Source organism: Natrinema hispanicum, from assembly GCF_900111485.1.
Lineage (GTDB): Archaea > Halobacteriota > Halobacteria > Halobacteriales > Natrialbaceae > Natrinema > Natrinema hispanicum_A.
The window spans coordinates 86,607-109,386 of the sequence record NZ_FOIC01000004.1 but is presented as its reverse complement, the minus strand read 5'-3'; the positions used below and the strand labels follow the sequence as shown (position 1 = coordinate 109,386).

The 22,780-nt window shown below is 62.4% G+C and carries 22 protein-coding genes; 13 read left to right on the top strand and 9 right to left on the bottom strand.

What is annotated here, in order from left to right; all coding sequences use genetic code 11:
• Positions 1 to 62 precede the first annotated feature (62 nt).
• The 3 genes from BSG09_RS05445 to BSG09_RS05435 all read left to right on the top strand — a co-directional run bounded on the left by BSG09_RS05445 (position 63) and on the right by BSG09_RS05435 (position 2,170).
• Positions 63 to 1,142 (top strand): S1C family serine protease, encoded by a 1,080-nt coding sequence (locus BSG09_RS05445; RefSeq protein ID WP_223174686.1) that lies wholly within the window; start codon positions 63 to 65, stop codon positions 1,140 to 1,142.
• A 270-nt stretch (positions 1,143 to 1,412) separates the two neighbouring features.
• Positions 1,413 to 1,661 (top strand): hypothetical protein, encoded by a 249-nt coding sequence (locus BSG09_RS05440; protein WP_092930961.1) that lies wholly within the window; start codon positions 1,413 to 1,415, stop codon positions 1,659 to 1,661.
• Between the two features lie 89 nt (positions 1,662 to 1,750).
• Entirely contained in the window at positions 1,751 to 2,170 is a 420-nt protein-coding gene (locus BSG09_RS05435) for a CBS domain-containing protein (RefSeq protein ID WP_092930959.1), read from the top strand.
• A 141-nt stretch (positions 2,171 to 2,311) separates the two neighbouring features.
• Here BSG09_RS05435 and BSG09_RS20665 read toward each other — a convergent pair whose 3' ends face one another.
• Together BSG09_RS20665 and BSG09_RS05430 are read right to left on the bottom strand one after the other, a co-directional pair.
• Entirely contained in the window at positions 2,312 to 2,455 is a 144-nt protein-coding gene (locus BSG09_RS20665) for a DUF7557 family protein (protein WP_175542148.1), read from the bottom strand.
• Positions 2,456 to 2,495: 40 nt separating this feature from the next.
• On the bottom strand, positions 2,496 to 3,866 hold the full coding sequence (locus tag BSG09_RS05430; RefSeq protein WP_092930957.1) for a nicotinate phosphoribosyltransferase: 1,371 nt from the start codon (positions 3,864 to 3,866) through the stop codon (positions 2,496 to 2,498).
• A 365-nt stretch (positions 3,867 to 4,231) separates the two neighbouring features.
• Here BSG09_RS05430 and BSG09_RS05425 point away from each other — a divergent pair, with 365 nt between their 5' ends.
• Together BSG09_RS05425 and BSG09_RS05420 are read left to right on the top strand one after the other, a co-directional pair.
• On the top strand, positions 4,232 to 5,284 hold the full coding sequence (locus BSG09_RS05425; RefSeq protein WP_175542147.1) for a Na/Pi cotransporter family protein: 1,053 nt from the start codon (positions 4,232 to 4,234) through the stop codon (positions 5,282 to 5,284).
• 38 nt (positions 5,285 to 5,322) lie between these two features.
• Positions 5,323 to 6,261 (top strand): ABC transporter ATP-binding protein, encoded by a 939-nt coding sequence (locus BSG09_RS05420; RefSeq protein ID WP_092930955.1) that lies wholly within the window; start codon positions 5,323 to 5,325, stop codon positions 6,259 to 6,261.
• Positions 6,262 to 6,270: 9 nt separating this feature from the next.
• Here the strand turns inward: BSG09_RS05420 and BSG09_RS05415 are convergent, their stop codons facing one another.
• Positions 6,271 to 7,470 carry a COG1361 S-layer family protein gene (locus tag BSG09_RS05415; RefSeq protein WP_092930953.1) on the bottom strand — a complete coding sequence of 400 codons (1,200 nt, stop codon included), beginning with the start codon at positions 7,468 to 7,470 and terminating at the stop codon, positions 6,271 to 6,273.
• Positions 7,471 to 7,644: 174 nt separating this feature from the next.
• Here BSG09_RS05415 and BSG09_RS05410 point away from each other — a divergent pair, with 174 nt between their 5' ends.
• Together BSG09_RS05410 and BSG09_RS05405 are read left to right on the top strand one after the other, a co-directional pair.
• A complete protein-coding gene (locus tag BSG09_RS05410; RefSeq protein WP_092930951.1) occupies positions 7,645 to 8,445 on the top strand; it encodes an ABC transporter permease in 801 nt (266 codons plus the stop codon).
• 59 nt (positions 8,446 to 8,504) lie between these two features.
• Positions 8,505 to 8,966, top strand: coding sequence for a universal stress protein (locus BSG09_RS05405; protein ID WP_092931261.1), 462 nt, complete (start codon positions 8,505 to 8,507; stop codon positions 8,964 to 8,966).
• A 12-nt stretch (positions 8,967 to 8,978) separates the two neighbouring features.
• On the opposite strand, the gene BSG09_RS05400 is transcribed toward BSG09_RS05405, so the two are convergent.
• Complete coding sequence (locus tag BSG09_RS05400; protein ID WP_092930949.1) at positions 8,979 to 10,454, bottom strand: AMP phosphorylase; 1,476 nt, start codon at positions 10,452 to 10,454, stop codon at positions 8,979 to 8,981.
• 160 nt (positions 10,455 to 10,614) lie between these two features.
• On the opposite strand from BSG09_RS05400, the gene BSG09_RS05395 reads away from it, so the two are divergent.
• Positions 10,615 to 11,250 (top strand): dienelactone hydrolase family protein, encoded by a 636-nt coding sequence (locus tag BSG09_RS05395; protein WP_092930947.1) that lies wholly within the window; start codon positions 10,615 to 10,617, stop codon positions 11,248 to 11,250.
• Between the two features lie 673 nt (positions 11,251 to 11,923).
• On the opposite strand, the gene BSG09_RS05390 is transcribed toward BSG09_RS05395, so the two are convergent.
• On the bottom strand, positions 11,924 to 12,340 hold the full coding sequence (locus tag BSG09_RS05390) for a cobalamin B12-binding domain-containing protein (RefSeq protein ID WP_092930945.1): 417 nt from the start codon (positions 12,338 to 12,340) through the stop codon (positions 11,924 to 11,926).
• A 114-nt stretch (positions 12,341 to 12,454) separates the two neighbouring features.
• On the opposite strand from BSG09_RS05390, the gene BSG09_RS05385 reads away from it, so the two are divergent.
• A complete protein-coding gene (locus BSG09_RS05385; RefSeq protein WP_092930943.1) occupies positions 12,455 to 12,958 on the top strand; it encodes a GNAT family N-acetyltransferase in 504 nt (167 codons plus the stop codon).
• A 12-nt stretch (positions 12,959 to 12,970) separates the two neighbouring features.
• Here the strand turns inward: BSG09_RS05385 and BSG09_RS05380 are convergent, their stop codons facing one another.
• Positions 12,971 to 14,668, bottom strand: a complete 1,698-nt coding sequence (locus BSG09_RS05380; protein WP_092930941.1) for an acyl-CoA mutase large subunit family protein — start codon at positions 14,666 to 14,668, stop codon at positions 12,971 to 12,973.
• 165 nt (positions 14,669 to 14,833) lie between these two features.
• On the opposite strand from BSG09_RS05380, the gene BSG09_RS05375 reads away from it, so the two are divergent.
• Positions 14,834 to 16,471 carry an acyl-CoA synthetase gene (locus BSG09_RS05375; RefSeq protein WP_092930939.1) on the top strand — a complete coding sequence of 546 codons (1,638 nt, stop codon included), beginning with the start codon at positions 14,834 to 14,836 and terminating at the stop codon, positions 16,469 to 16,471.
• Positions 16,472 to 16,523: 52 nt separating this feature from the next.
• Here BSG09_RS05375 and BSG09_RS05370 read toward each other — a convergent pair whose 3' ends face one another.
• Complete coding sequence (locus BSG09_RS05370) at positions 16,524 to 16,910, bottom strand: Zn-ribbon domain-containing OB-fold protein (RefSeq protein WP_092930937.1); 387 nt, start codon at positions 16,908 to 16,910, stop codon at positions 16,524 to 16,526.
• A complete protein-coding gene (locus BSG09_RS05365; protein ID WP_092930935.1) occupies positions 16,910 to 18,079 on the bottom strand; it encodes a thiolase C-terminal domain-containing protein in 1,170 nt (389 codons plus the stop codon). The genes BSG09_RS05370 and BSG09_RS05365 overlap by 1 nt, the downstream gene beginning before the upstream one ends.
• A gap of 130 nt (positions 18,080 to 18,209) precedes the next feature.
• On the opposite strand from BSG09_RS05365, the gene BSG09_RS05360 reads away from it, so the two are divergent.
• Positions 18,210 to 19,073: a 3-hydroxyacyl-CoA dehydrogenase family protein gene (locus BSG09_RS05360; protein ID WP_092930933.1), complete on the top strand. Its 864-nt coding sequence runs from the start codon at positions 18,210 to 18,212 to the stop codon at positions 19,071 to 19,073.
• A 9-nt stretch (positions 19,074 to 19,082) separates the two neighbouring features.
• Here the strand turns inward: BSG09_RS05360 and BSG09_RS05355 are convergent, their stop codons facing one another.
• On the bottom strand, positions 19,083 to 20,207 hold the full coding sequence (locus BSG09_RS05355; protein WP_092930931.1) for an acyl-CoA dehydrogenase family protein: 1,125 nt from the start codon (positions 20,205 to 20,207) through the stop codon (positions 19,083 to 19,085).
• A gap of 136 nt (positions 20,208 to 20,343) precedes the next feature.
• On the opposite strand from BSG09_RS05355, the gene BSG09_RS05350 reads away from it, so the two are divergent.
• The gene (locus BSG09_RS05350; RefSeq protein ID WP_092930929.1) at positions 20,344 to 21,900 is read left to right on the top strand and encodes an acyl CoA:acetate/3-ketoacid CoA transferase; all 1,557 of its coding nucleotides are present in this window, start codon (positions 20,344 to 20,346) and stop codon (positions 21,898 to 21,900) included.
• Between the two features lie 72 nt (positions 21,901 to 21,972).
• Entirely contained in the window at positions 21,973 to 22,761 is a 789-nt protein-coding gene (locus BSG09_RS05345) for an enoyl-CoA hydratase/isomerase family protein (RefSeq protein WP_092930927.1), read from the top strand.
• The last annotated feature ends 19 nt before the right edge of the window (positions 22,762 to 22,780 follow it).

The window sequence follows — 22,780 nt, the reverse complement described above, 5'->3', positions numbered from 1 at the left end:
TCTCCACATCGGATGAGTGTGCTGGTCGTCCCTTTATGCCGCTTGTCGGGGTCGCTATGGCCATGTCTTCGGAACAACCAACCCGCAGACGAGCGCTGCGGATGATCGGGGCGACCGTGGCAGTCGGCGGACTCGGCGTCGGCTCGAGCGTCGCACAGGACGGGGGAGACGGTGACGACGGCGTCGACAGTCCGTATACGGCGGTGTATCGCGACACGATCGATTCCGTCGTCCTGGTGACCGTTGCTGGTCCGCGTGGCCGTGGCGGCCTCGGGTCGGGGTTCGTCATCGACGAGCAATACGTCGTGACAAACGACCACGTCGTCTCGAGTGCGACCGACGACGGGGTCGAACTCCAGTTTAACACCGAAGAGTGGCGCACCGCGTCGATCGTCGGTACCGATCCTTACAGCGATCTTGCGGTTCTGCGTGTCGAGAACATGCCCAACGCTGTGTCCGGACTCTCGATCGTCGATCGCGAACCCGCTATCGGCCAGGAGGTGCTCGCCCTCGGTAATCCGTTCGGCCTCGACGCTTCGATCTCGCAGGGAATCGTCAGTGGTGTGGATCGGGTCCTACCCAGTCCATCCGGGTTCTCGATTCCGGCTGCGATCCAGACCGATGCACCGGTCAACCCCGGCAACAGCGGCGGCCCGCTCGTGAGTCTCGAGGGTGAAGTGTTCGGGGTTGTCTTCGCCGGTGCCGGGCAGGCGATCGGCTTTGCGATCTCGCCGCGACTTGCCAACCGGGTCCTTCCTGCGCTCATCGAGGACGGCACGTACGAGCACCCGTACATGGGCGTCGCCGTCCAGCCCGTCGGGCCGGAACTCGCCGATGCGGTCGGCCTCGAGGACGCGACTGGTGTCCTCGTCGTGGAAGTCGTCCCGGACGCGCCCGCCGCCGATGTCCTCGAACCGGCGACACCCGGCCAGCCCAGCAGCGGCGACGTCATCGTCGCGATTGACGGCCAGCAGGTGCAAAATCAGGCACAGCTGTTGTCATATCTCGCGCTCGAGACCTCGCCCGGCGATACGGTCGACCTCACAGTCGTTCGGTCGGGTGACGAGCAGTCGGTCGAAGTGACGCTCGAGTCGCGGCCAGAATCGCAACTGCCACAGACGCCGATCGGCCCCGAGCGATGAGTCGATTTCGCGGGCCGATCGCGGCAGCCATTGCTGTTACTCCCACGCTGCCGTCCGGACATGCCGAAACCGCTTTCGGCCGACAGTAGCCGTGGCGAGGTCGATCGACGTCTGGATCGGTTCGGAGGCGCTCGGTGGCGGCGCTTGGATGCGTCCCAACGACGAGTCGGTGTGGCCACTGGTATGCAGGTTTGAGAGCGTCGTGTGCCACCTTCTGGTGGAGTATCACGTTGGCGTAGCCTTTTGCCGACCCGTCGCGTACTGTGTGTGATGTTACCACGACAACGCAGAAACGACCCGACCAGTGATCGGCGGGTCGCTGCAGAACTCACACGGCTGAAACGACAGGTCACGAAGATGGAAGCCGAACAACGCCGACTGCGAAATACGATCCGTGGGCTGGCCCGCGAAACGGATGTTACGCTCGGCTGTTCGTGTCCACACTGTGAACAGTCGTATATGCTCGTTCGAGACGGGCTGATGTACTGTCCGTCGTGTTCGAATCGCCGCTCGGTGTAGCTAGACAGCAGTTTGAACTGTTTGACTGTCATCCTGATCACCGCTAAAAACTATGTCACTCGTTGTGGGACGGACACTGGAGGGAACCCATGCCTATCGATAACCTTGCACGGAGTGATGTCGTGACAGCGTCGATCGACGAATCGGTTCACGAACTCGCAGCGATGATGCACGACGAAGCTGTCGGGAGCATCGTCATTACTGACGACGGGCCAGTTGGGATCGTCACCGACCGCGACCTGACGATGCAGGTGCTCGGCGAGCAGGCCGATCCGGACGAGCTGATGGCTGAAGACGTGATGTCGGACGGCCTCCAGACAATCGAACACGACGCCGGGTTCTACGAAGCGACTGAACTGATGAGCGAACACGGTATCCGACGGCTCCCCGTCACGGATGCAGACGGTGCCTTGCATGGTATCATCACGGCCGATGATCTCAACGAACTCCTCGCCGAGGAACATCAGGCGCTGGCGAAAGTCATTCAGGCACAACGGCCACCGTACTGACCGACCGTCCGAACCAGCTTTTAGCCCGCGTCGCTGGCGTCGCAACGGCCAGCGGACGCGTTCGTTCCACTGCCGGAGCCGTCACGATCGGTGTCGGTCGACCTGGGCACGCTGAACGTCTGCGGTACGACTACCTAGCCTCTAGGCCCCTTCTTGGAGGAAGCGCCCCTCCTGTTCGTAGATCGTGACGAGTTCTTCGATGAACTCTTCGAGGGTTTCGTCATCCTCGAGGTGGCCGTTCATTCGTTCGACGAGGTCGTCATCGAGTTCGATCGGTTGGACCATCACAGGTGTTACCACTCTCCATCCAAATAAAGTATCCCCGTCACAGTTCGCGGTCCCGAATCGAACGTTCGGTCTGTTGCGTGACCGCCTCGAGCCCGTCGCTGATCCGGAACTCGTATGGGTTGGGATCGGTCACGCGCCGGCAGCGCTCGGGCAGGGTCTCGAGTTCTCGACTGGCGCGCTGCCGGATCGTCGCGAGTTCCGGCGGGGTATAGACGAGCGATCCGTCCTCGAAAATCGGCTCGAGTTGGGGTTCTCCGGCCTCGAGCGCTTCGTCGCGTCGGGCGAGGATATCGTACTGATACTGCCCGTCGCGTTCGACCCGATGGAGCGCTTTCTGTCCGGGATAGGTGACTTTCCCGGGCGAGAGCTTCATGCTCGGGGCGAGCGTCCCATCGCGCTCGACGGCGGTCAGTTTGTAGACGACGCCGCTGTTGGGCGCGTCCGCGCTCGTGGTCAGTGCCGTGCCCGGACCGAACGCCGATGCGACGCCGTCGTCGTCGAAAAACTCCCGGAGGAAGAACTCGTCGACGCTCGAGGAGACGACGATGGACGCATCGTCGACGATCTCGCGGACCTGTTTCGAAAGCTCGGTCAAATCGCCTGAATCCAGACGCACCCCACCCAGATCGACATCGCGATCCGCGGCGACGGCGACCGCTCGCTCGGCACCGGTGACCGTGTCGTAGGTGTCGACGAGGTAGATCGCATCGTCGCCGTAGACGTCGGCGAACGCCGCGAACGACGCGCGTTCGCTCTCGAAACTCTGCACCCACGAGTGTGCCATCGTTCCATACGTCGGAATGCCGTATCGCTCGCCCGCTAGCATGTTCGAGGTGCCGTCGAAGCCGCCGATGTACGCCGCCCGCGCGGCCGTGAGTCCGGCGTCGGTCCCGTGAGCGCGGCGAGACCCGAAGTCGACGAGGTCCTGACTGTCGCCGCGTCGGCGAACGACATCGGCCATGCGCGCCCCCTTCGTCGCGACGAGCGTCTGGAACCCGACCTGATTGAGCACGAACGTCTCGAACAGCTGTGCCTCGTGGATCGGCGCGGTGACCTCGAGCAACGGCTCGTTCGGAAAGACAAGCGTCCCCTCGGGAAGCGCACGGATCTCGCCGGTAAACTCGAACCCGTCCAGATACGACAGGAAGTCCGCGTCGAATCCCTCCTCGGCCAGATACTCGAGCGCTTGGTCATCGAACGCGAGGCTCTCAACGTAGTCGATCACCTGCTCGAGGCCGGCGGCGATCGCGTAGCCGCGATCCGGTGGGAGCTTCCGGAAGTACAGTGAGAACGTCGCCGTCGGTGTGTGACCTGACTCGTAATACCCTTGCAGCATGGCGAGTTCGTACCGATCGGTAAACAGTGCACGATCGCGGGGGTCGAGGGAGCTGCCTGTCGGTTGCACCATGTTCTTCGTGTGTGTCGACACCGGGACGACCAAAATAGGTCCGACCTGATCTGGACCGCTGCTGGCGGCTGTTCGTCACAGCTGTCGTGATTGTCTGCTATCAGGACCGATCCGCGACGGTCGAAGCCGAAATCGCATCGACTGTCGCACACGATGTCTCGAGGAGTTCCGAACGAGACTCGAATCGGGCTCGCAGTCTTGATCGGCGACACAGAAATAGACCATCGAGTTATAATTCGCCGCGAAACAGTCGCGTTCTAGTGATTCTTGTCTGTACTATTGACAATTCTTTAGTCGTTTTGGCGCATCCCTGGGTACAGGTGGCGGGATTGTCCACTCAATCGTCAGTATCGCTCTCGTTTCAAGTGCTGGGAACGGTCGTCCTGTTCCTCTTTGCGATCCAGCTACTGAGTTCGACGGTCGAGACACTTTCACCGGTTCTCAGACAGATTCTCGAGCAAATCATCGTCGGCGATCGCTCGGCGCTCGGCGTGAGTTGGATCGCATCATACGTGTTAGCAAACGGATCGATCGTCGCTGCCCTGTCGCTGACGCTGTTCCGTTCGGACCTCGTCGTCCCGTCGCAGCTGTTTCTCATGGTCGTCGGCTCGCGACTCGGTGGGGCTGCGATCGTGCTCTTTATTGGGGCGTTCGATTATCTAAACGAAGAACTCGAGTCGGTGAGCGAGTCGGTGCGGCTCGGACTGCTGACGTTTTTGCTCACTCACTCGATCTATCTGCCGGTGCTCGTGGTGGGATACGTCTTGCTTCCCGTCGTCGAATCGTGGAACGTCTCCAATCCCGTGATCGCCGGCGAGACAGGACTCGCCGATCGGCTGGTACCTGAAACGGATGTGAACATTCCGGATCTCATCCCGATATTCACAGAGGGGATCATCAACGCTGTCGGCGCAGTCGTGGCGTTTCTCTTGGCGCTTGGGTTGATTTTCTTGAGTATGCGGCTTTTCGACCGCATACTCGACAGCGTCGACAAACAGCGGTTACGAGATCGATATGTGAAACGCTTGAACGACAAGTGGACCTCGTTTACCATCGGACTCGTTTTCACTGGGCTCACAATGAGTGTCGCGTTCTCCCTGGGCGTGGTCGTGCCACTCTACAACCGCGGTCATATCAAACGACGTGAGATCATCCCGTATATTCTAGGCGCAAATATCGGAACGCTGGTCGACACGCTCATTATCGCAGTTGCGCTGAACATTCCTGTCGGCGTGGTAACTGTCGCGTTGTTACTCAGTCTCGGATTTCTCGTCTCGTTGCTGCCGTTACTATTCTATAACCGGTATGTCAGCGGTATCTCCGAGCTCTATGAGCAACTCCTCGATAACAGAGGCTACTTCATCGGCTTTCTTGTCTCACTGTTGCTCGTCCCGCTACTGCTGATCGGGTTGCGCTAGGCCGTCACTATAAGCCTCGAGCCGTCGTGTCTGACGCTGTGACCAGCGCCGAGTCACCGCCGATCGAAACCGACGGGCTGACGAAGTACTACGGGGACGTCCGCGGGCTCGAGGACCTCTCGATTGCCGTCGAACGCGGGGAGATCTTCGGCTTTCTCGGCCCGAACGGCGCGGGAAAGTCGACGGCGATTCGCGTCCTCCTCGGGCTGTTGAAACCCACCGACGGCGAGGCCCGGCTGCTGGGACACGACGTCACGGATCGAACCGAACTGCGCGAGGCGAAACGCCACCTCGGCTACCTCCCGAGTGACGTGACGTTCTACGACCGGGTAACGGGTGAGGCGGTCCTCGACTACGTCGGCCAACTCCGGGGCGACGAGCGACGGGCCGAACTGCTCGAGCGGTTTCCGGTCCCCCTCGACCGAAACGTCAAGGCCTACTCGAGTGGCAATAAACAGAAACTCGCCATCGTCGCGACGTTCATGCACGATCCAGAGCTGGTCATCATGGACGAGCCAACGTCGGGGCTCGATCCACTCGTCCAGAACGAGTTTTACGACTTGCTCGATGAACACCAGCAACAAGGTGGGACGAGCTTCTTTTCCTCACACATCTTGAGCGAGGTGCGCCGCGTCTGCGATCGCGTCGGGATCATCAGGAAGGGCCGGCTGATCGAACTCGACACCGTCGACAACATCCTCGAAGCGGGTGGGACAGTCGTCACCGTCCGACTCGAAGAGAATCCACCGGCGTCGGCGCTCGAGTTTCCGGGCACAGCACACGTCGAACGGCAGGACGAGACGTACCGGCTCGTGCTCGCACAGGAGTTCGACACGCTGATCGATCGCTTACACGAGTACACTGTCCGCGACCTGACCGTCCGTGAGGCGTCTATCGAGGACGTGTTCATGCACTTCTACGGCGAGTCCGAGGAGGACGATCGAGAGCGCGAAACGCAATCGGAGTCCGACAGTTGAGACGATCGATCACCGTCTGCGAAGCCACCAGATCGCCGCGAGCACGAACACGACCGCGACGGCGGCGAACGGAGCGACTGAGTCGACATCGGTCGGCTCGTCGGTGTCAGCGATCGTGACTTGCGACGTCACCGGATCCGTACGCATACGGTCCCCTGTCTCGGTGTCGTAGATGAGCGTGACCTCGACGCCGGTCGTCGTCTCGATCGCATCCGTGGACGACTCGAGGGCGAACCGAACCGTTTCCGACTCGCCGGCCTCGAGCCGCCCGATGTACGCCGTTGGCGACTCGCTCGAGAGCGGCGGCGTCACGTTCAGCGTTGCGACGACGTCGGTCACTGTCTCGGAGCCGTCGTTCGTCACCCGAACCCGATAGACGCCAGACCCGTCGACCGGAATCCGGTCGCCGACCGGCGTGATGTCGAACGACCGAGCATCGTCGACGGGGATCAGCACTGGGGAAGGGCCGCCAGTCACGACGGTTTCGTCGTCGGTGTCGTCATCGTCGGTGTCATCGTCGTCATTATCGTCCTCGTCGTCCTCGTCATCATCGTCGTTCTCATCACCCTCGTCGATGGTGTACTGGACGGTTGCGAACACCGGATACTCCCCCGGTTCGACCCTGGCTGCACTGACGTCGATGGTGACGGTCTCGGTCTCGTCGTCGTCGAGTTCCTCGAGGGAGATCGACTGGCTCGTCTGCGGTGCCGTCGGCGGGCCAAACGTCACCGTCCCTGTCGACCGTAGCGTGACGACGACGTCTGTTACGTCCTCATCACCGTCGTTTGTCACCTCGAAGGCCATCGTCGTCGTCTCACCCGCACGGACGGACTCGTTCTCCGCGACGGCAACGGTGACGTTGTCATCAGCCGGCTGTAGTACGGGGAAGCCTGCCGTTTCCGCCGTCGATGGTCCTGTCCGTGAGGTGTCGATGGCCTCGGTATCCGCAGGTGCCGGCGATTCGGGTTGTGGACGAGGGCGGACGGCTGGTCTATCGGCAGTGCCATCGCCGTCGGCCGTCGGGGTCGACTCGTTGCGTTCCGTCACGTTGTCAGGAGTGCTGACTTGCGGCGCGACGACACCACCGCTATCGGGGAGCGCAGCGACACTGCCGACGCCGCTGGCGAACACCACCGCGGCGAGCACGAAGGTGACGACGACAGTGCGGCGACGTCGTCGCCGTGTCGACTCACGCTCCGCGTCCGTCATATCCGATCCGAAACGGGTGATTACGGCATAAACCACGAGGCCTGTTCCAGCCGCGAACGACCGACTTACTCGAGCGCTCGGCGACCAACAACGCGTTACGTTGCGTCGTCTCGCCCGACAGTCCAGCACCTATAAGCCGCTGTTGCCCGTCTGGACGCGACGGTTCGACGCCGCATGCTCGAGATCACCTCGTTCGAGGCGGGCCGTCGGCTCCGTGGATCGCTGTTACTCGCCGGTGCGCTGATCGCGTTGATCGTGCTTACGGTCGCGCTCTTTCCGTCGATCGAGGAGACGGGTGTCGATTTCGACGCCTATCTCGAGTCGCTGCCGCCGGAGGCGACGCGGGCGTTCGTCGGGAGCGTGACGACGCTGACGACGATCGAGGGGTATCTCGTCTCGCAGCTCTACCAGTTCGGCTGGGTGTTGCTGCTTGCGATCTACTATGCATACGCCGCCGCATCGACGGTCGCCAGTGAGATCGAACGTGGGACGGCAGAGGTGATGCTGTCGTTACCGATCTCGCGCACGCGCTTTGTCGTCGCGAAGTTCCTGTCACTGATTCCAGGGCTCGTCCTCGTCAATGCGATCACCTTTCTGGCGATCTATCTCGGCGTGGAACTCATCGGCGAATCGGTTTCCGTAAGCCGGCTGTTTGCCATCCATGCGTACTCCATCGCGTACTTACTCGCCTGTGCTGGCGTCGGACTGGCCGCTTCGGTCACGTTCGATTCCGTCCGTCGGGCACAGACCGTGGGTGCAGGGATCGTCTTCGGGCTGTTTTTGCTCGATACGTTTACCTTCGACACCGATTACGAGTGGCTTGGCAATATCGCGTTCTCACGCTACTTCGATCCGGGCGCGATTCTCGTCGACGGCGATCTCTCGTGGTCCGATCTGTCACTTCTCGTGGTCGCCGTCGTCGTCCTCGTCGTTGTGAGTAGCGAATTCTTCGAGCGACGCGATCTCTCCGGGTGAGATCGCTCGTTCGACGACCCGGAATACGCTTTTGAGACTGGGGGTAGCACAATGTGATGATGCCACATACCCTTCTGGTTCCATTCGACGGGTCGCCGCTGTCCAAACGCGCACTCGAGTACGCGGTCGACGAATACGACGACGTCTCTCTCGACGTGCTCCACGTGATCGACCCGACCGATCCCGGCTACAGTTCCGTCATCGACATCGACGTGCGAACCGAACCGCTCCACGGGTCCGACGCCTGGTACGACCGTGCCCACGAGGTCGAAGCACAACTCTTCGACGAGGCGCGCGAACTGATCGGCGAGATCGACGGCGAGGTCACGACCGAATCGGCGGTCGGCGACCCGGCACGCGAAATCGTCGACTACGCCGAGGCACACGACATCGACGAGATCGTTATCGGGAGCCACGGCCGCTCTGAGACGAGTCGCACCTTACTCGGGAGCGTCGCCGAACTGGTCGTTCGCCGCTCGCCGGTGAGCGTCAGCGTGGTTCGCGGTTCAGAGACGCGATAATCGCTCCAAGGCTCATCGCTGCTCGACGAGCGCGTCGGTCTTGCTCCGCACCCGGATCGGCTCGCGATCCGCAGCCAGCGTCTCCGCCGCGGCGCGTTTGTTCCCCGTCTCCGCGTAGATGGTATAGAGATCGTCGCCGGGTTCGACTGGGTCGGCCGTCGACTTGTGGATGACGAGCCCGGCGCGACTGTCCTTCGGTGCCCCTGCCCGCCGCGCGAGGTCACAGAGCTGTCTGTTGTCGACGCTCGTCACGACACCCGACCGCTCGGCCCGAACGGTCGTCGATTCGGACCCCGGTTCGAGGTCGTCGGGTTCGACATCAGGATCGCCGTCCTGTGCCGCGACGATATGCCGAAACCGCTCGAGTGCTGCCCCTGACTCGAGGATGTCGGCTGCCGATGCGTCGACGCCACAGTGTGTGAGGAGCATCTCGGCCAGCCGAACCGACTTCAACCGGAGCGACTCCGGCCCCTCGCCGTGCAAGACGGCGAGGATGTCCCGAGCCTCGAGGACGGGACCGACACCGTGACCGATCGGCTCCGTCCCGTGGGTGATCGCACAGGTGACCGCCACGTCGAGGTGAGCGCCGACGCGCTTGATGTCGTCGGCGAGTTCGCGGGAGTCGGCGAGGCTCTCGACTTTCGCACCCTCGCCGTAGGGAATGTCGATCACGACGTGTGTCGACCCGGCACTGCGCTTTTTCGAGAGCACCGAGGCCATGAGTTGGCCCGGCGGGTCGATTGACAGCGGGTTTTCGGCGCGGATGATCGCGTCGTCGACCGGCGAGAGGTCGACGCCGCCGCCCCAGACGAGACAGCCGTTCGCCTCGGCCACGATCGACTCGATTTCGTCCATCGAAAACTCGACGTCACAGAAGACCTCGACGACGTCTGCGGTTCCGGCTGGCGAGGTCACGGCACGCGAGGAGGTCTTCGGCATCGTCAGGCCGGCGGCTGCGACGATCGAGACAATGATCGGCGTGACACAGTTGCCCGCCACGCCGCCGATCGAGTGTTTGTCGGCGACGACTGGCGCGTCCCACGAGAGTTGCCGGCCGATGTCGGTCATCGCCCGCGTGAGGTGTTTGGTTTCCTGTAAGGAGAGGCCGTTTGCATACACCGCCGACACGTACGCGCTCAGTTCGATGTCCGACAGCCGGTTTTCGTGGATGTCCTTGACGATCGCCTCGAGTTCGTCGTCCTCGAGTTCGATATCGTTGAGCTTCTTGCGGACGTACTGAACCGATTGCGGTGTTCCGGCGAGTGCCACGTCGATGGGACCGCGAACGTGGTGCAGCGGCTCGGTCACCCCGAGGACGCCCTGCTCGACCAGTTCGTCGGTTACCTTGACGATCCCCGTCGTCGTGCCGTTTTCCTCGATCCGGAGCCGATCGAGCGGGTGTGCGCCGAGCTCGGTCGCGTCGACAGTGTTCAACAGAACAAGTGGCCGGGTCGTTCCGATGTCGATCCGGGTGGTCTCGAGTCGCATTCGTCTGTGTTAAACACTACCAACAAGCAAAACGATATGGGACGGGTCTCGCGCCCCTGATTGGGGCGCGTCGTCACCGATAACTGGCGGTGTTGCGACACAGTCATCTCGAGTGATCAGTGGGTGGCGCTACTAAGACAGCAGGCGTCGAACGGAGACTATGTCGGAATCGAACCTCGTGTCCATTCCGGTCGACGACGTCGACCTCGAGGGGAAACTCGTCGTCCCCGAGGGGGCAAACGGGCTCGTCGTCTTCGCCCATGGGAGCGGGAGTAGCCGGAAGAGCCCTCGCAACAACTACGTCGCCGACGTGATCCGACAGCGGGGGCTGGGAACGCTGCTGTTCGATCTGCTCACCGAAGCCGAAGACCAACGACGCGAAAACCGCTTCGACATTCCGCTGTTGACCGACCGACTCGTCGCGGTCACCGAGTGGCTGCGAGACCGCCCCCAAACTGCATCACTCCGGTATGGCTACTTCGGCTCGAGTACCGGTGCCGCGTCGGCGCTTCGCGGAGCGGCCCGCGACGCGACCGACATCGACGCCGTCGTCTCCCGTGGTGGCCGCGTCGACCTCGCGACACCGGTTCTCGAGGATGTTACAGCCCCCGTGTTGCTGATCGTCGGCGGCAACGACATGCAGGTGCTCGATTTGAATCGCGACGCTGCCGACGCGCTCACTTGCGAAACTGAACTGCACGTCGTCGAGGGCGCAGGCCACCTCTTCGAGGGGCCGGGCCAACTCGAGGAGGTCGCCGACGTTGCTGCCGACTGGTTCGAGGCAAACCTGGGATAGTCGACTGACACTGCAGAACCCGTCTCGGGCGGCGTCACTCGTGCTGGGACTGGTTCCTGTCACTGGGTCCCGGCGGGACCGCAGGACGGTCGCGGCCGGCCGGCACTGACTGACAGCAGACTGCCTGAGTCGCTTTCGATAGACGAGCCACTATATTCATTACTTCAGGGAAGCTAATACAATTGTGGGTCGACCCCACGCGCTGTCGCCCGCGAACCACGGTGGCGGGACGCCCAGCCCTCCACCGCACTTGTGCCATTACATCACGTCCAAATCACTCGTGAGTGGTGATACTCGAGTGAGTCTCGAGTCGTTTTTACAGAACATTTCACCATACAGTTCTGATTTATATACTTCTCAGATCCGTTATGAATCGGAACCGATCGATGCGATCATAGTAACACTCAACCCACATCACGAAGTCGACCACAGCCCCACTACCGTTCCCGCAAAGCCGCCGAACTGCCGATCTTCAGCCTGTCCTTCGGAAAACGGCCCTCGTACATCGTCGACGCAGCGACACTCGACGCTGGCCGAGAGTGAACTCGGATCGGCTCGATCACGAATATAACTCTAAAACGAGAGTTTAGAATATGTCTATTGTTTCTGCCACGTTCTGTTGGTCTCCAGCAGGACCTGCTGGTCTCGCGGCTGAACTCGCGTGTCTTTTCGCCTACCGGTCGGGTGCGTTCTCGCGAACGAACTCGATCGTCTCTTCGATCGACGTTCCGGGGCCGAAGATCGCCGCAACACCTGTGTCCTTGAGTTCGTCGCGGTCCTCATCCGGAATGACGCCGCCGGCGAGCACGAGCGTGTCGTCTTTCGCGCCGTATTCTTCCAACCCATCCATGATCTTCGGGACGAGCGTGTCGTGGGCCCCGGAGAGAATCGAGATTCCGAGGACGTCGATGTCCTCCTGGACTGCGGCCTGAACGATGTCGTCTGGTGCCTTGTGCAGTCCGGAGTAGATGACCTCGAAGCCGGCGTCACGGAACGCTCGAGCGATGACGTGTGCGCCACGGTCGTGGCCGTCAAGACCGACTTTCGCTACCATGCATCGAATCGTCCGCTCATCGTTCTCGGTACTCATGGACCGCGATTCGAAGAGGAGGTGTATGATTCTATCGGAGTCAGCTAGTTTAGCCGTTGAAACGACGGTCTCGCCTGGGGAAAGAATTAATTTCGGATAGATGGATGGTACCATATGACAATTCGCGACGCGACGACCGACGATATCGACGCTATTCAGCGTGTAGCACACTCGTCATGGGAAGCCGACTACCCTGACATTTTGAGCCGTGAGTCGATTCAGGAAGGGGTCGACGACTGGTACACCGAGGCGTTGATTCGCGACTCGATCATCTGGTCGCAGGCACTCATGCTGGTCGCCGAGCGGGACGACTCGATCGTTGGGTTCGCACACGCCACGTTCGAGCCGGACGAACACACAGGGACGATCCTCCGCGTGTACGTCGACCCCGACCACCGGGGTGAGGGAATCGGGAGCGATCTCCTGACCGAGACCCGCGACCGGCTGTTCGAGCAGGGCGTCGAGCACATCAACGCGATGGTGCTTGCAGCAAACGACGTCGGCAACGAGTTCTACCAAGCGTTTGGCTTCGAGCAGACGGCAACCGAACCAGTCACGATCGGCAACGAGCGCTACGAAGAGTGTACGTACTCCCTCGACGCGTCCGAAAGCCAGTGACCGAAGGCCGTCTCAGACTGGGCTGATCTCCTCGCGGTAGGCACCGTGGTGGTCTTCGAAGACCTGCATGATCTCGCCCATCGTCGCGTAGGCCTTGACGGCGTCGACGATGGACGGCATGACGTTCTCGTCGCTCGTAATTGCGTCCGACAGCGCCTCGAGCGTTGCGTCGACCTGCTCGTCGTCACGCTCGGCTTTGACCTGTTCAAGACGCTCAAGCTGGCGATCGCGCGTCGTTGCGTCGACGTGTAACAGTTCCGGCGAGGTGTCTTCCTCGATGGTGTATTCGTTGACGCCGACGACGACTTCCTCACCGCGTTCGACGCGTTGCTGGTACTCGTAGCTGGCTTCCTGGATCTCGCGGTGGTAGTAGCCCTGGTTGATGCCGTTGAGGACGCCGTCTCGAACCGAGCCGTCGCCCATCTCCTTGATTTCCTCGAGATAGGCCATGATCTCGGCTTCCATCTCGTTGGTGAGCTTTTCGATGGCGAACGACCCCCCCATAGGGTCGACGATGTCGGCCGCACCGGATTCCTCGGCGATGATCTGCTGGGTACGCAGGGCGACGCGGACGGCCTTCTCGCTTGGCAGCGCCAGCGCCTCGTCGAAGCTGTTGGTGTGAAGCGACTGCGTGCCGCCGAAGACGCCGGCCAGCGCCTGGATCGTCACCCGGACGATGTTGTTCAGCGGCTGCTGGGCTGTCAGCGATTGGCCCGCTGTCTGGGTGTGGAACTTCATGCGCTTGGATTCGGGCTTGTCTGCGCCGTACCACTCCTCCATCACGCGAGCGTAGACCCGACGTGCGGCTCGGAACTTCGCGACCTCCTCGAAGATGGAGTTGTGCGAGTTGAAGAAAAACGACAGCAGCGGACCGAACGCATCGACGTCGAGCCCACGATCGAGGCAGTCCTCGACGTAGGCAAAGCCGTCGGCGAGCGTAAAGGCGGCTTCCTGAGCCGCAGTCGACCCGGCCTCGCGGATGTGATAGCCCGAAATCGAAACGGGGTGGAACTTCGGCGTCTCCTCGACGGCGAACTCGATCGTATCGGTGACGACCTCGAGGGAGGGTTCTGGCGGAATAACCCACTCTTTCTGGGCGATAAACTCCTTTAACATGTCGTTCTGCAGGGTGCCCCGGATCTCGTCACGGGGGACGCCCTGCTGGTCGGCCAGCGCGATATACATCGCGTAGATGACCGCCGCCGACGGGTTGATCGTAAAGGAAGTCGACACTTCGCCGATGTCGATGCCGTCGAACAGCACCTCCATGTCCCGCAGCGTGTCGACGGCGACGCCTTCCTTGCCGACCTCGCCTTCGCTCATCGGGTGGTCCGAGTCGATTCCCATCAGCGAGGGCATGTCGAAAGCCGTCGAGAGGCCGGTCTGCCCTTCGTCGATCAGGTAGTGAAAGCGCTCGTTGGTCTCTTCTGCGGTCCCGAACCCGGCGAACTGGCGCATCGTCCACGTACGCCCGCGGTACATCGTCGGGTACGGCCCCCGCGTGTACGGCGGTTCACCGGGGAACCCAAGATCCTCGTCGAACTCGAGGTCGGCGATGTCCTCTGGCGTGTAGAGACGGTTGACCTCGTGGTTCGAGACCGTCGCGAACCGCTCTTTGCGTTCCCCGTGCTCTAAAAACGGCTCGAGCGTCTCTGCTTCCCACGATTCCCGTTGCTGGGCGATCGCTTCCAGCTCCTCTTTGTCGAACATTGTCTAACGTATAGATGCAACTCTTCTAAAGTGTTGCCCCGGTCAGGGTGGCTGTCCGGCGACATCGATGATCAACAGCGGACATGATCTTCGTATACCTGTCACACGATATCTACTACCAATAGTAACAAAAGCTATAAGAACGGCACCTCTGATTAGCAAGGTATGGGTGTTAATTACACCACAGAAGTAGACAGCTTCGAGTGGGACATTCCGGACTCGTACGCGATCACGTCGGTCATCGCAGACCACGCCGCAGCCGTCGGTGATCGTGTCGCCGTCCGGTTCTTAGACGATGAGGGAACCCGCGAGGAACGAACCTACGCCGACATTCGGGACGACATGAACCGCTTTGCCAACGGCCTCGAGGCACTCGGCGTCGGCGAGGGCGACCGGATCATGCACCTGTTCCCGCGCCATCCCGATGCCTTTGCCGTCCAACTCGGCGCGCTGGCGACTGGCTCGTTGCTGGTTCCCTGTTCGTCGATGCTTCGCGCGAAGGACATCGAGTTCCGGGCGAACGACTGCAACGCGACGAGCATCGTCGTCCACGAATCGCTGACCGATATGGTCGAGCCAGTGCTCGAGGAGACGCCCCTCGAGCGGGTCATCGTCCTCGACGGGTCCGAAGACGACCTGCAGGATGAGGGATGGACGACGGTCGCGGCCGTCATGGCCGAGGAGTCGACCGACTACGACGGCCCCAACCTGGCCGCCGAGGACCCGATGACGATCAACTACACCAGCGGGACGACCGGCCAGCCAAAGCCGGTTCTCCACAAACACCGCTGGCAGTACTGTTTCAACCGGATCAACGCCCCCTACTGGTGGGGCATCGACGAGGACACCGACCTCGATGACGAACTCCTGTGGGCGACGACCGGCACCGGCTGGGCGAAGTGGTTCTGGAGCCCGCTCGGCGTCGGCCTGACGACAGGGGCGACCCAGCTCATCTACGACGGCGAGTTCGAGCCCGACACGTTCCTCGAGATCATGGAAAAAGAAGGCGTCACCAAGCTCTGTGCCGTCCCGACGCAGTACCGGATGTTCGCCAACGCCGACCTCGCAGACTACGACGTGCAACTGAACGATGCGCTCTCGGCGGGCGAGCCCCTCAATCGCGAGCCGATCGAGCGGATTCAGGACGCCTGGGGGGTGACCCCGCGCGACGGCTACGGCCAGACCGAGACCGTCGCGCTCGTGACGAACTACCCCGGGATCGACGTCAAACCCGGCAGCATGGGCAAGCCGACACCCGGCGTCGGCGCGACGATCATCGACGTCGATGACGAGGACGAAGTCGAGCCCGGCGAGATCGGCGAGATCGCCGTGTCGATCAACTCACCGGCGATCTTCGACGGCTACTACGAGAAACCCGACCTCGACGAGGAGAAACTCTCCGGGGACTACTACCGCACGGGCGATCTCGCCTCCCGCGACGAGGACGGCTACTTCTTCTTCGAGGGCCGGGCCGACGACATCATCATCTCCTCGGGCTACCGCATCGGCCCCTTCGAGGTCGAGGACGCGCTCGTCACTCACGATGCCGTCGCCGAGGCTGCCGTCGTCGATAGCCCACACGAGGAACGGGGCAGCGTCGTCAAGGCCTACGTGATCCTCGCCGAGGAATACGAGGGCGGCGACGAGTTGAAAGACGAACTACAGGACTTCATGAAAGAAGAGACGGCACCCTACAAGTACCCCCGGCGGATCGAGTTCACCGACGAACTCCCCAAAACCTCGAGCGGGAAGATCCGCCGCGTCGAACTCCGACAAGAAGAACAAAAGAAACACGGCCTGTAGCGGGCTGACGACCGCTCGAGTGCGGTTTCTGTCGCGGCTCAGACTCAGTCGCTTACTCGGCCGGACGGAAGACGATCGTCTGCTCGTCGGTCGTCTCGTTGGATTCGACGGTCGCGGTGACGCGGTCGCCGATTTCGACATCGGCCTGGTCGATGCCCCGCACGACGCCCGTAAGCCGGACGCCGTCGAAGTCGACGACAGCGGTGACGTAGGGTGCGTCGTCCTCGAACTGTGGCGTTGGTACGAACACGGTCGTGTGCGTGACGATCTCACCGGACGCTGGGAGGTCCCGCTCCGTGAGGTCGCGGTCGCCACAGTGTGGGCAGGCACGCCGTGGGGGCAGCAGGCCGTGATCGTTCTCGCAGACGAGATAATAGCCCTCGCCCTCGGCGAGCGCGTCAAGGAACGCGTCGTACTCGCCGTTAGTTACGTCAGTCATCACTCCATCACCTCCAGGACGTGAACGGTCGCACTGGCGACCGTGCCACCGGCGTTCTGGGCAACGCCGACCGTCGCGTCGTCGTCGACGGCGTCGGCACGCGGATGAGTGCCATCGAGCAGCGTCGCGATGGCCGCCACTTGGGCGGCTCCGGTCGCACCCACCGGATGCCCCTTCGCTTTCAGGCCGCCGGAGAGGTTCACCGGCAACTCACCATCCCGGCGCGTCTCGCCACGGCGGGCCGCTCCGATCGCCTCACCGTGACTATAGAGTCCAAGCGCCTCGAGCGCCAGCACTTCCGCGATGGTAAAGCAGTCGTGGACCTCTGCGATGGCGATGTCGCTTGGATCGACGCCGGCATCGTCGTAGGCTTCCTCAGCAGCGTCGCGGGTTGCAGGCGTCTTCGAGAGCGACTGGCGATCGTGCAGCGCCATCGTATCGCCGCCGTGGCCAGCTCCGGTGATCGCAACGTTGGCCTCAAGATCGTGTTCGTCGGCGTACTCCGGCGAGGTCAAGACGAGCGCAGATGCCCCGTCGCTGATCGGACAAGAGTCATAGAGGGTAAACGGAGACGCGATTTCGGGCGCGCCGAGTGCCTCCTCGACCGTGATTTCCTGCTGGAGGTGCGCGTGGTCGTTGACCAACGCGTTGTCGTGGTTTTTGACCGCGATGTGAGCCAGATCCTCGTGGCTCCCGCCGTACTCGTCGAAGTACGCCCGCGCCATCAACGCGTACGCTCCAGGGAACGTGACACCAGACCGGACTTCATAGAGATCGTCGGCTGCGCCGGCCAGTCCCTTCGTCGCGCCGGCCGTGCCCATGTTCGTCATCCGCTCCATCCCGCCGGCAACGACGACGTCAGCCTCGCCGCTCCTGATCGCTCGCACCGCGTCACGGACCGCGACCCCGCTCGAGGCACACGCGCTTTCGATCCGGCGCGAGGGAGCGGTCGTCCCGAGCGCCTCCGCCATGAGCGGTCCCTGATGGCCCTGCCCTTCCGAGAGGGTGCCGACGAAGTTGCCATAGAAGAGTTCGTCGACGTCCGCGGCCGGGACGCCGGCATCCTCGAGGGCGGCAAGGCCGGCCTCCGCGAACATGTCCCTGCCCGTCCGGTCGGGATGCGATCCAAACGACGTCATTCCTGTTCCGGCGAGTCGTACCTGCGACATTAGCTACCAGAACCACATATCAGTTCGCGCGGTATAGCTGTGTCGGACGATGACCGCACGTTGCAACTGTCGTTTCCGCCACTGACGAGAGTCGGGACATTTACTACGACAGTCCGACCACCACAGAGTGATGGTTTCAGACCTAGAGACGATCGACCGTGTCGGCGTTGTCGGCGCTGGCACGATGGGCAGTGGTATCGCACAGGTCGCCGCAACCGCGGGCTACGACGTCGTCATGCGCGACATCGAACAGGAGTTCGTCGATAACGGCTTCGAGACGATCGACGACAGCCTCGGCCGACTCGTCAACAGAGACGCGCTCACCCAGGACGAGGCCGACGCGGCCCGCGACCGGATCACGGGCACGACCGAACTCGAGGACCTCGCGGACTGTGACGTCGTCGTCGAAGCTGCCCTCGAGGACCTCGAGGTCAAACGGGATATCTTTGCCGACCTCGATGCGGTCTGTCGTGACGATGCTATCCTCGCGACGAACACGAGTACGCTCTCGATCACCTCGATCGCGAGCGCGACCGAGCGGGCGGCGGACGTCATCGGCCTGCACTTCATGAACCCGGTGCCCGTGATGGAGGGTGTCGAGATCGTCACCGGCGAGAAGACGGCCGACGAGGTCACGGAACTGGCCCACGCCTTCGCCGAGGATCTCGGGAAGACGACCTGGGAATCCGACGACAAACCCGGTTTCGTCACCAACCGCATCCTGATGCCCTGGATCAACGAGGGCATTCGGGCCTACGACGAGGGCGTCGCGACGAAAGAGGACATCGACGCGGGGATGGAACTCGGCACGAACGCCCCGATGGGGCCGCTGACGCTCGCCGACCACATCGGCCTGGACATCTGTCTGCACGCTTCCGAGACGCTCCACGAGGAGTTAGGCGACCGCTACAAGCCAGCGTACCTGCTCAAGCGCAAGGTCGAAGCCGGCGAACTCGGCAAGAAGACTGGCAAAGGCTTCTACGACTACGAGTAAGTACTCGTCCTACTCGCCTAAGTGCCGTGAGATAACCTCCTTCTGTATTTCGGAGGTTCCCTCGTAGATCGTGGTGATCTTGGCGTCGCGGTAGTAGCGCTCGACGTCGAAGTCCTTGGTGTAGCCGTAGCCGCCGTGAACCTGCACCGCCTCGTCCGCGACGTCGACGGCCGCCTCGCTGGCGAAGTACTTCGCCATACTCGCCGCCTGTGGGTCGAGGCCACCGTCGTTTTTTCGGGCAGCGTCACGGGTCAGCAGGCGTGCGGCCTGGACGTTCGTCTGCATGTCTGCGAGCTTGTGGGCGATCGCCTGATGCTCGATGATCGGCTCGCCGAACTGTTCGCGTTCGTTGGCGTAGCTCACGGCAGCGTCGAGGGCTGCCTGGGCGACGCCGACGGCCTGGCTGGCGATCGCGATCCGGCCACCAGTCAGGATCGAGAACGCGGACTTCAGGCCGTCACCGACTTCCGTCAGACGGTTCTCCTCTGGAATCCGCACGTCGTCGAAGATGAGCGTCGTCGTGTCGCTGGCACGCAGCCCGAGCTTGTCCTCTTTCTTGCCGACCTCGAGTCCCGGCGTGTCCTTGGGCACCAAAAACTGGGTCACGGTATTGGGGTCATCGCGGTCGGTCTTGGCAAACAGGATCACGACGCCTGCACGCTTGCCGTTCGTGATCCACTGTTTCTTCCCGTTGATGACGTACTCGCCGTCCTCGAGCCGCGCTTCAGTACTCATCTCAGCCGGGTTCGAGCCAGCGTCGGGTTCTGAGAGCGCGAACGCACCGACTGGGCGGCCGTCGACCATTTCCGGCAGCCACTCGTCTTTGTGCTCCTCGGTGCCGAACTGGCGGATACATGACGTGGCCAGGCAGTGGACCGACAGCGCCGTCGCGACCGCCAGGTGGCCGCGTGCCAGCTCCTCGTTGACGATGCTGTAGGTCACTTCGTCGGCGTCAAACCCGCCGTATTCCTCGGGGACCGTCAGCCCGGTCAGATCGAGCTCCGCGAGCCCGTCCCAGACGTCCTCCGGGAACGTCTGGGCCTCGTCGTGCTCGTCGACCGTCTCGACGACTTCTGTGTCGACGAAATCGCGGACGGTATCCTGTATCAGTTGCTGCTCGGCTGTCAGCTCCATACCGGAGTGTTCGAGAGCGGGATAGTAAAGTGTCCGATTCCGGTATACAACCCTCGTCGATGCCGGTATTACTGCTCGAGACTGCGGTGTGTCCCAGATAGGTAACTAAAAATACTGCCTCCCGAGAGGGGTACGTATGACAGTTCGCCAGTCTAGAGAGGCGGCAGTCGAATGTATCGACGACGGCGATACGGTCGGCGTCGGCGGCTTCGTCGCCGTCGGGATTCCGGAGTACATTCTCGAGGCGCTCGGTGAACGGTACGCCGAAACGAGCCACCCCCGTGATCTCACGCTCTATCATCCCGCCGCGGAAGGCGACCGACAGGGCCGTGGGCTCTCGCATCTGGTTCAGGACGGCATGCTCGAGTGTACGATCGCGAGCCACTGGGGCTTTACGCCCGACCTGATGGAGAAAATCGTCGACAACGAGATCAAAGCCTACAACCTGCCCTTTGGCGCGATGGATCACATGCTCCGGGACACCGCCGCGGGCAAGCCCGGCACGATCAGCCACGTCGGGCTGGGGACGTTCGTCGATCCGCGCCAAGAGGGCGCGAAGGCCAACGACGTCACCGACGAGGACATCGTCGATCTCATGACCATCGACGGCGAGGAGTACCTCTTCTATCACTCGGTGCCGATCGATGTCGCGATCATCCGTGGGACGACGGCCGACGAAGACGGCAACATCACCATGGAACGGGAAGCCCTCGACTCGAACGTGCTGGCGATGGCTCAAGCCGCACACAACTCCGGTGGCACCGTGATCGCCCAGGTCGAACGCGTCACGGAGTCGGGCACGCTCACCGCTCGCGACGTGGCTGTCCCCGGCGTGCTGGTCGATTCCGTGGTCGAAGCGCCGCCAAGTCATCACCAGCAGACGTACGCCGAAGACTACAACCCCGCCTACAGTGGCGAAATCAAACAGCCGACCGACGACGATCGCGAGCCGCTTCCGCTCGACGTGCGGACGATCATCGCCCGCCGGGCTGCGATGGAACTCGAGCCGGATTCGGTCATCAACCTCGGCGTCGGCGTCCCGGAACTCGTCCCGGTCGTGGCGGCAGAAGGCGGCGTCGACGACGAGATCACCCAGACCGTCGAGTCGGGGCCGGTCGGCGGCGCTGCCTCCGGCGGGATCAGCTTCGGAACCGCGGTCAACCACGAGGCGCTAGTCTCTTCGACCCAGCAGTTCGACTTCTACGACGGCGGCGGCCTCGACATGGGCTTTCTGGGCATGGCACAGGTGGACGCCATGGGCAACATCAACGTCAGCCGATTCGGCTCGCAACTGCCCGGCTGTGGCGGCTTCATCAACATCACCCAGAACGCCGAAAAGGTCGTCTTCTGTGGCACCCTCACAACCGACGGTCTCGAGATCGAGACCGGCGACGGAGAACTCTCGATCGAACGCGAGGGGTCGAGTCCGAAATTCGTCGACTCGGTCGAGCAGATCACGTTCAGTGGCGAGTACGCCGCCGAGATTGACCAGCCGATCGTCTACGTGACCGAGCGCGCCGTCTTCGAACTCACCGCGGAGGGACTCGAGCTCACGGAGGTCGCGCCGGGAATCGATGTCGAAGCCGACATCATCGACCAGTTGGGCTTCGAACCGCTCGTTGCCGATGATCTCGCGGAGATGGATCCACGGCTCTTCGCTGACGAGCCGCTCGACCTGACCGACACGATCTAGGGCGCGACCGGGGTTGCTTTCGATACCTCGAAGCAGGAACCGTTAAGCGAGCTTACTTCGAACACCTGTTCTATGGTTGCATACGACAATCTCTCGATCGATCACGACAACGGCGTCGCAACAGTCACGCTCGAGAGCACGGCCGGTCGAAACGCACTCACGCTCGAGATGGCAAACGAGCTGGTATCGGCGGCGACGACGCTCGGCGAGGATCCCGAGACGCGGTGTATCGTCCTCACGCATGCGGGCGATTTCTTCGGCTCCGGTGCCGATCTCGGGGCCCTCTCCGGCGACGATTCCGACGCGGCACATATCCGGGAGCTGGCCGGTCGAGCCCACGAGGCGATCGTCCAGTTCCACCGGGCGGAGACGCCGATCGTCGGCGGCGTCAACGGCATTGCCGCCGGAATCGGCTTTAGTCTCACCCTGTTCCCGGACCTGCTCGTCCTCGGCGAGGATGCGACGCTCAAGTTTGCGTACCCGGGAATTGGCCTGACCGGCGACGGCGGCGCGACGTTTTTCCTGCCACGGCTCGTCGGACTGCGAACCGCCAAGGAGCTCGTCCTGAAAGACGAGCCCATCAGCCCCGAGGAAGCCCGCGAGTTGGGGCTGGCCAACGAAGTCGTCCCCACCGACGAGTTCGACGACCGGCTGGCCGAAGTCGCCGCCGAACTGGCAGCCGGGCCGACTCAGGCGTTCGGGACGACGACGCGCCTGCTGACCGACAGCTACGAGCGCTCGCTCGAGCGACAGCTCGCGGCGGAGACGAACGGCATCGCGGCCGCGACGCGAACGGAAGACTACGAGCGCGGCCTCGAGGCCTTTTTCGGCGACGACGATCCCGACTTCGTCGGCCGCTGAGCGTTCAGGTCGGGTGTGA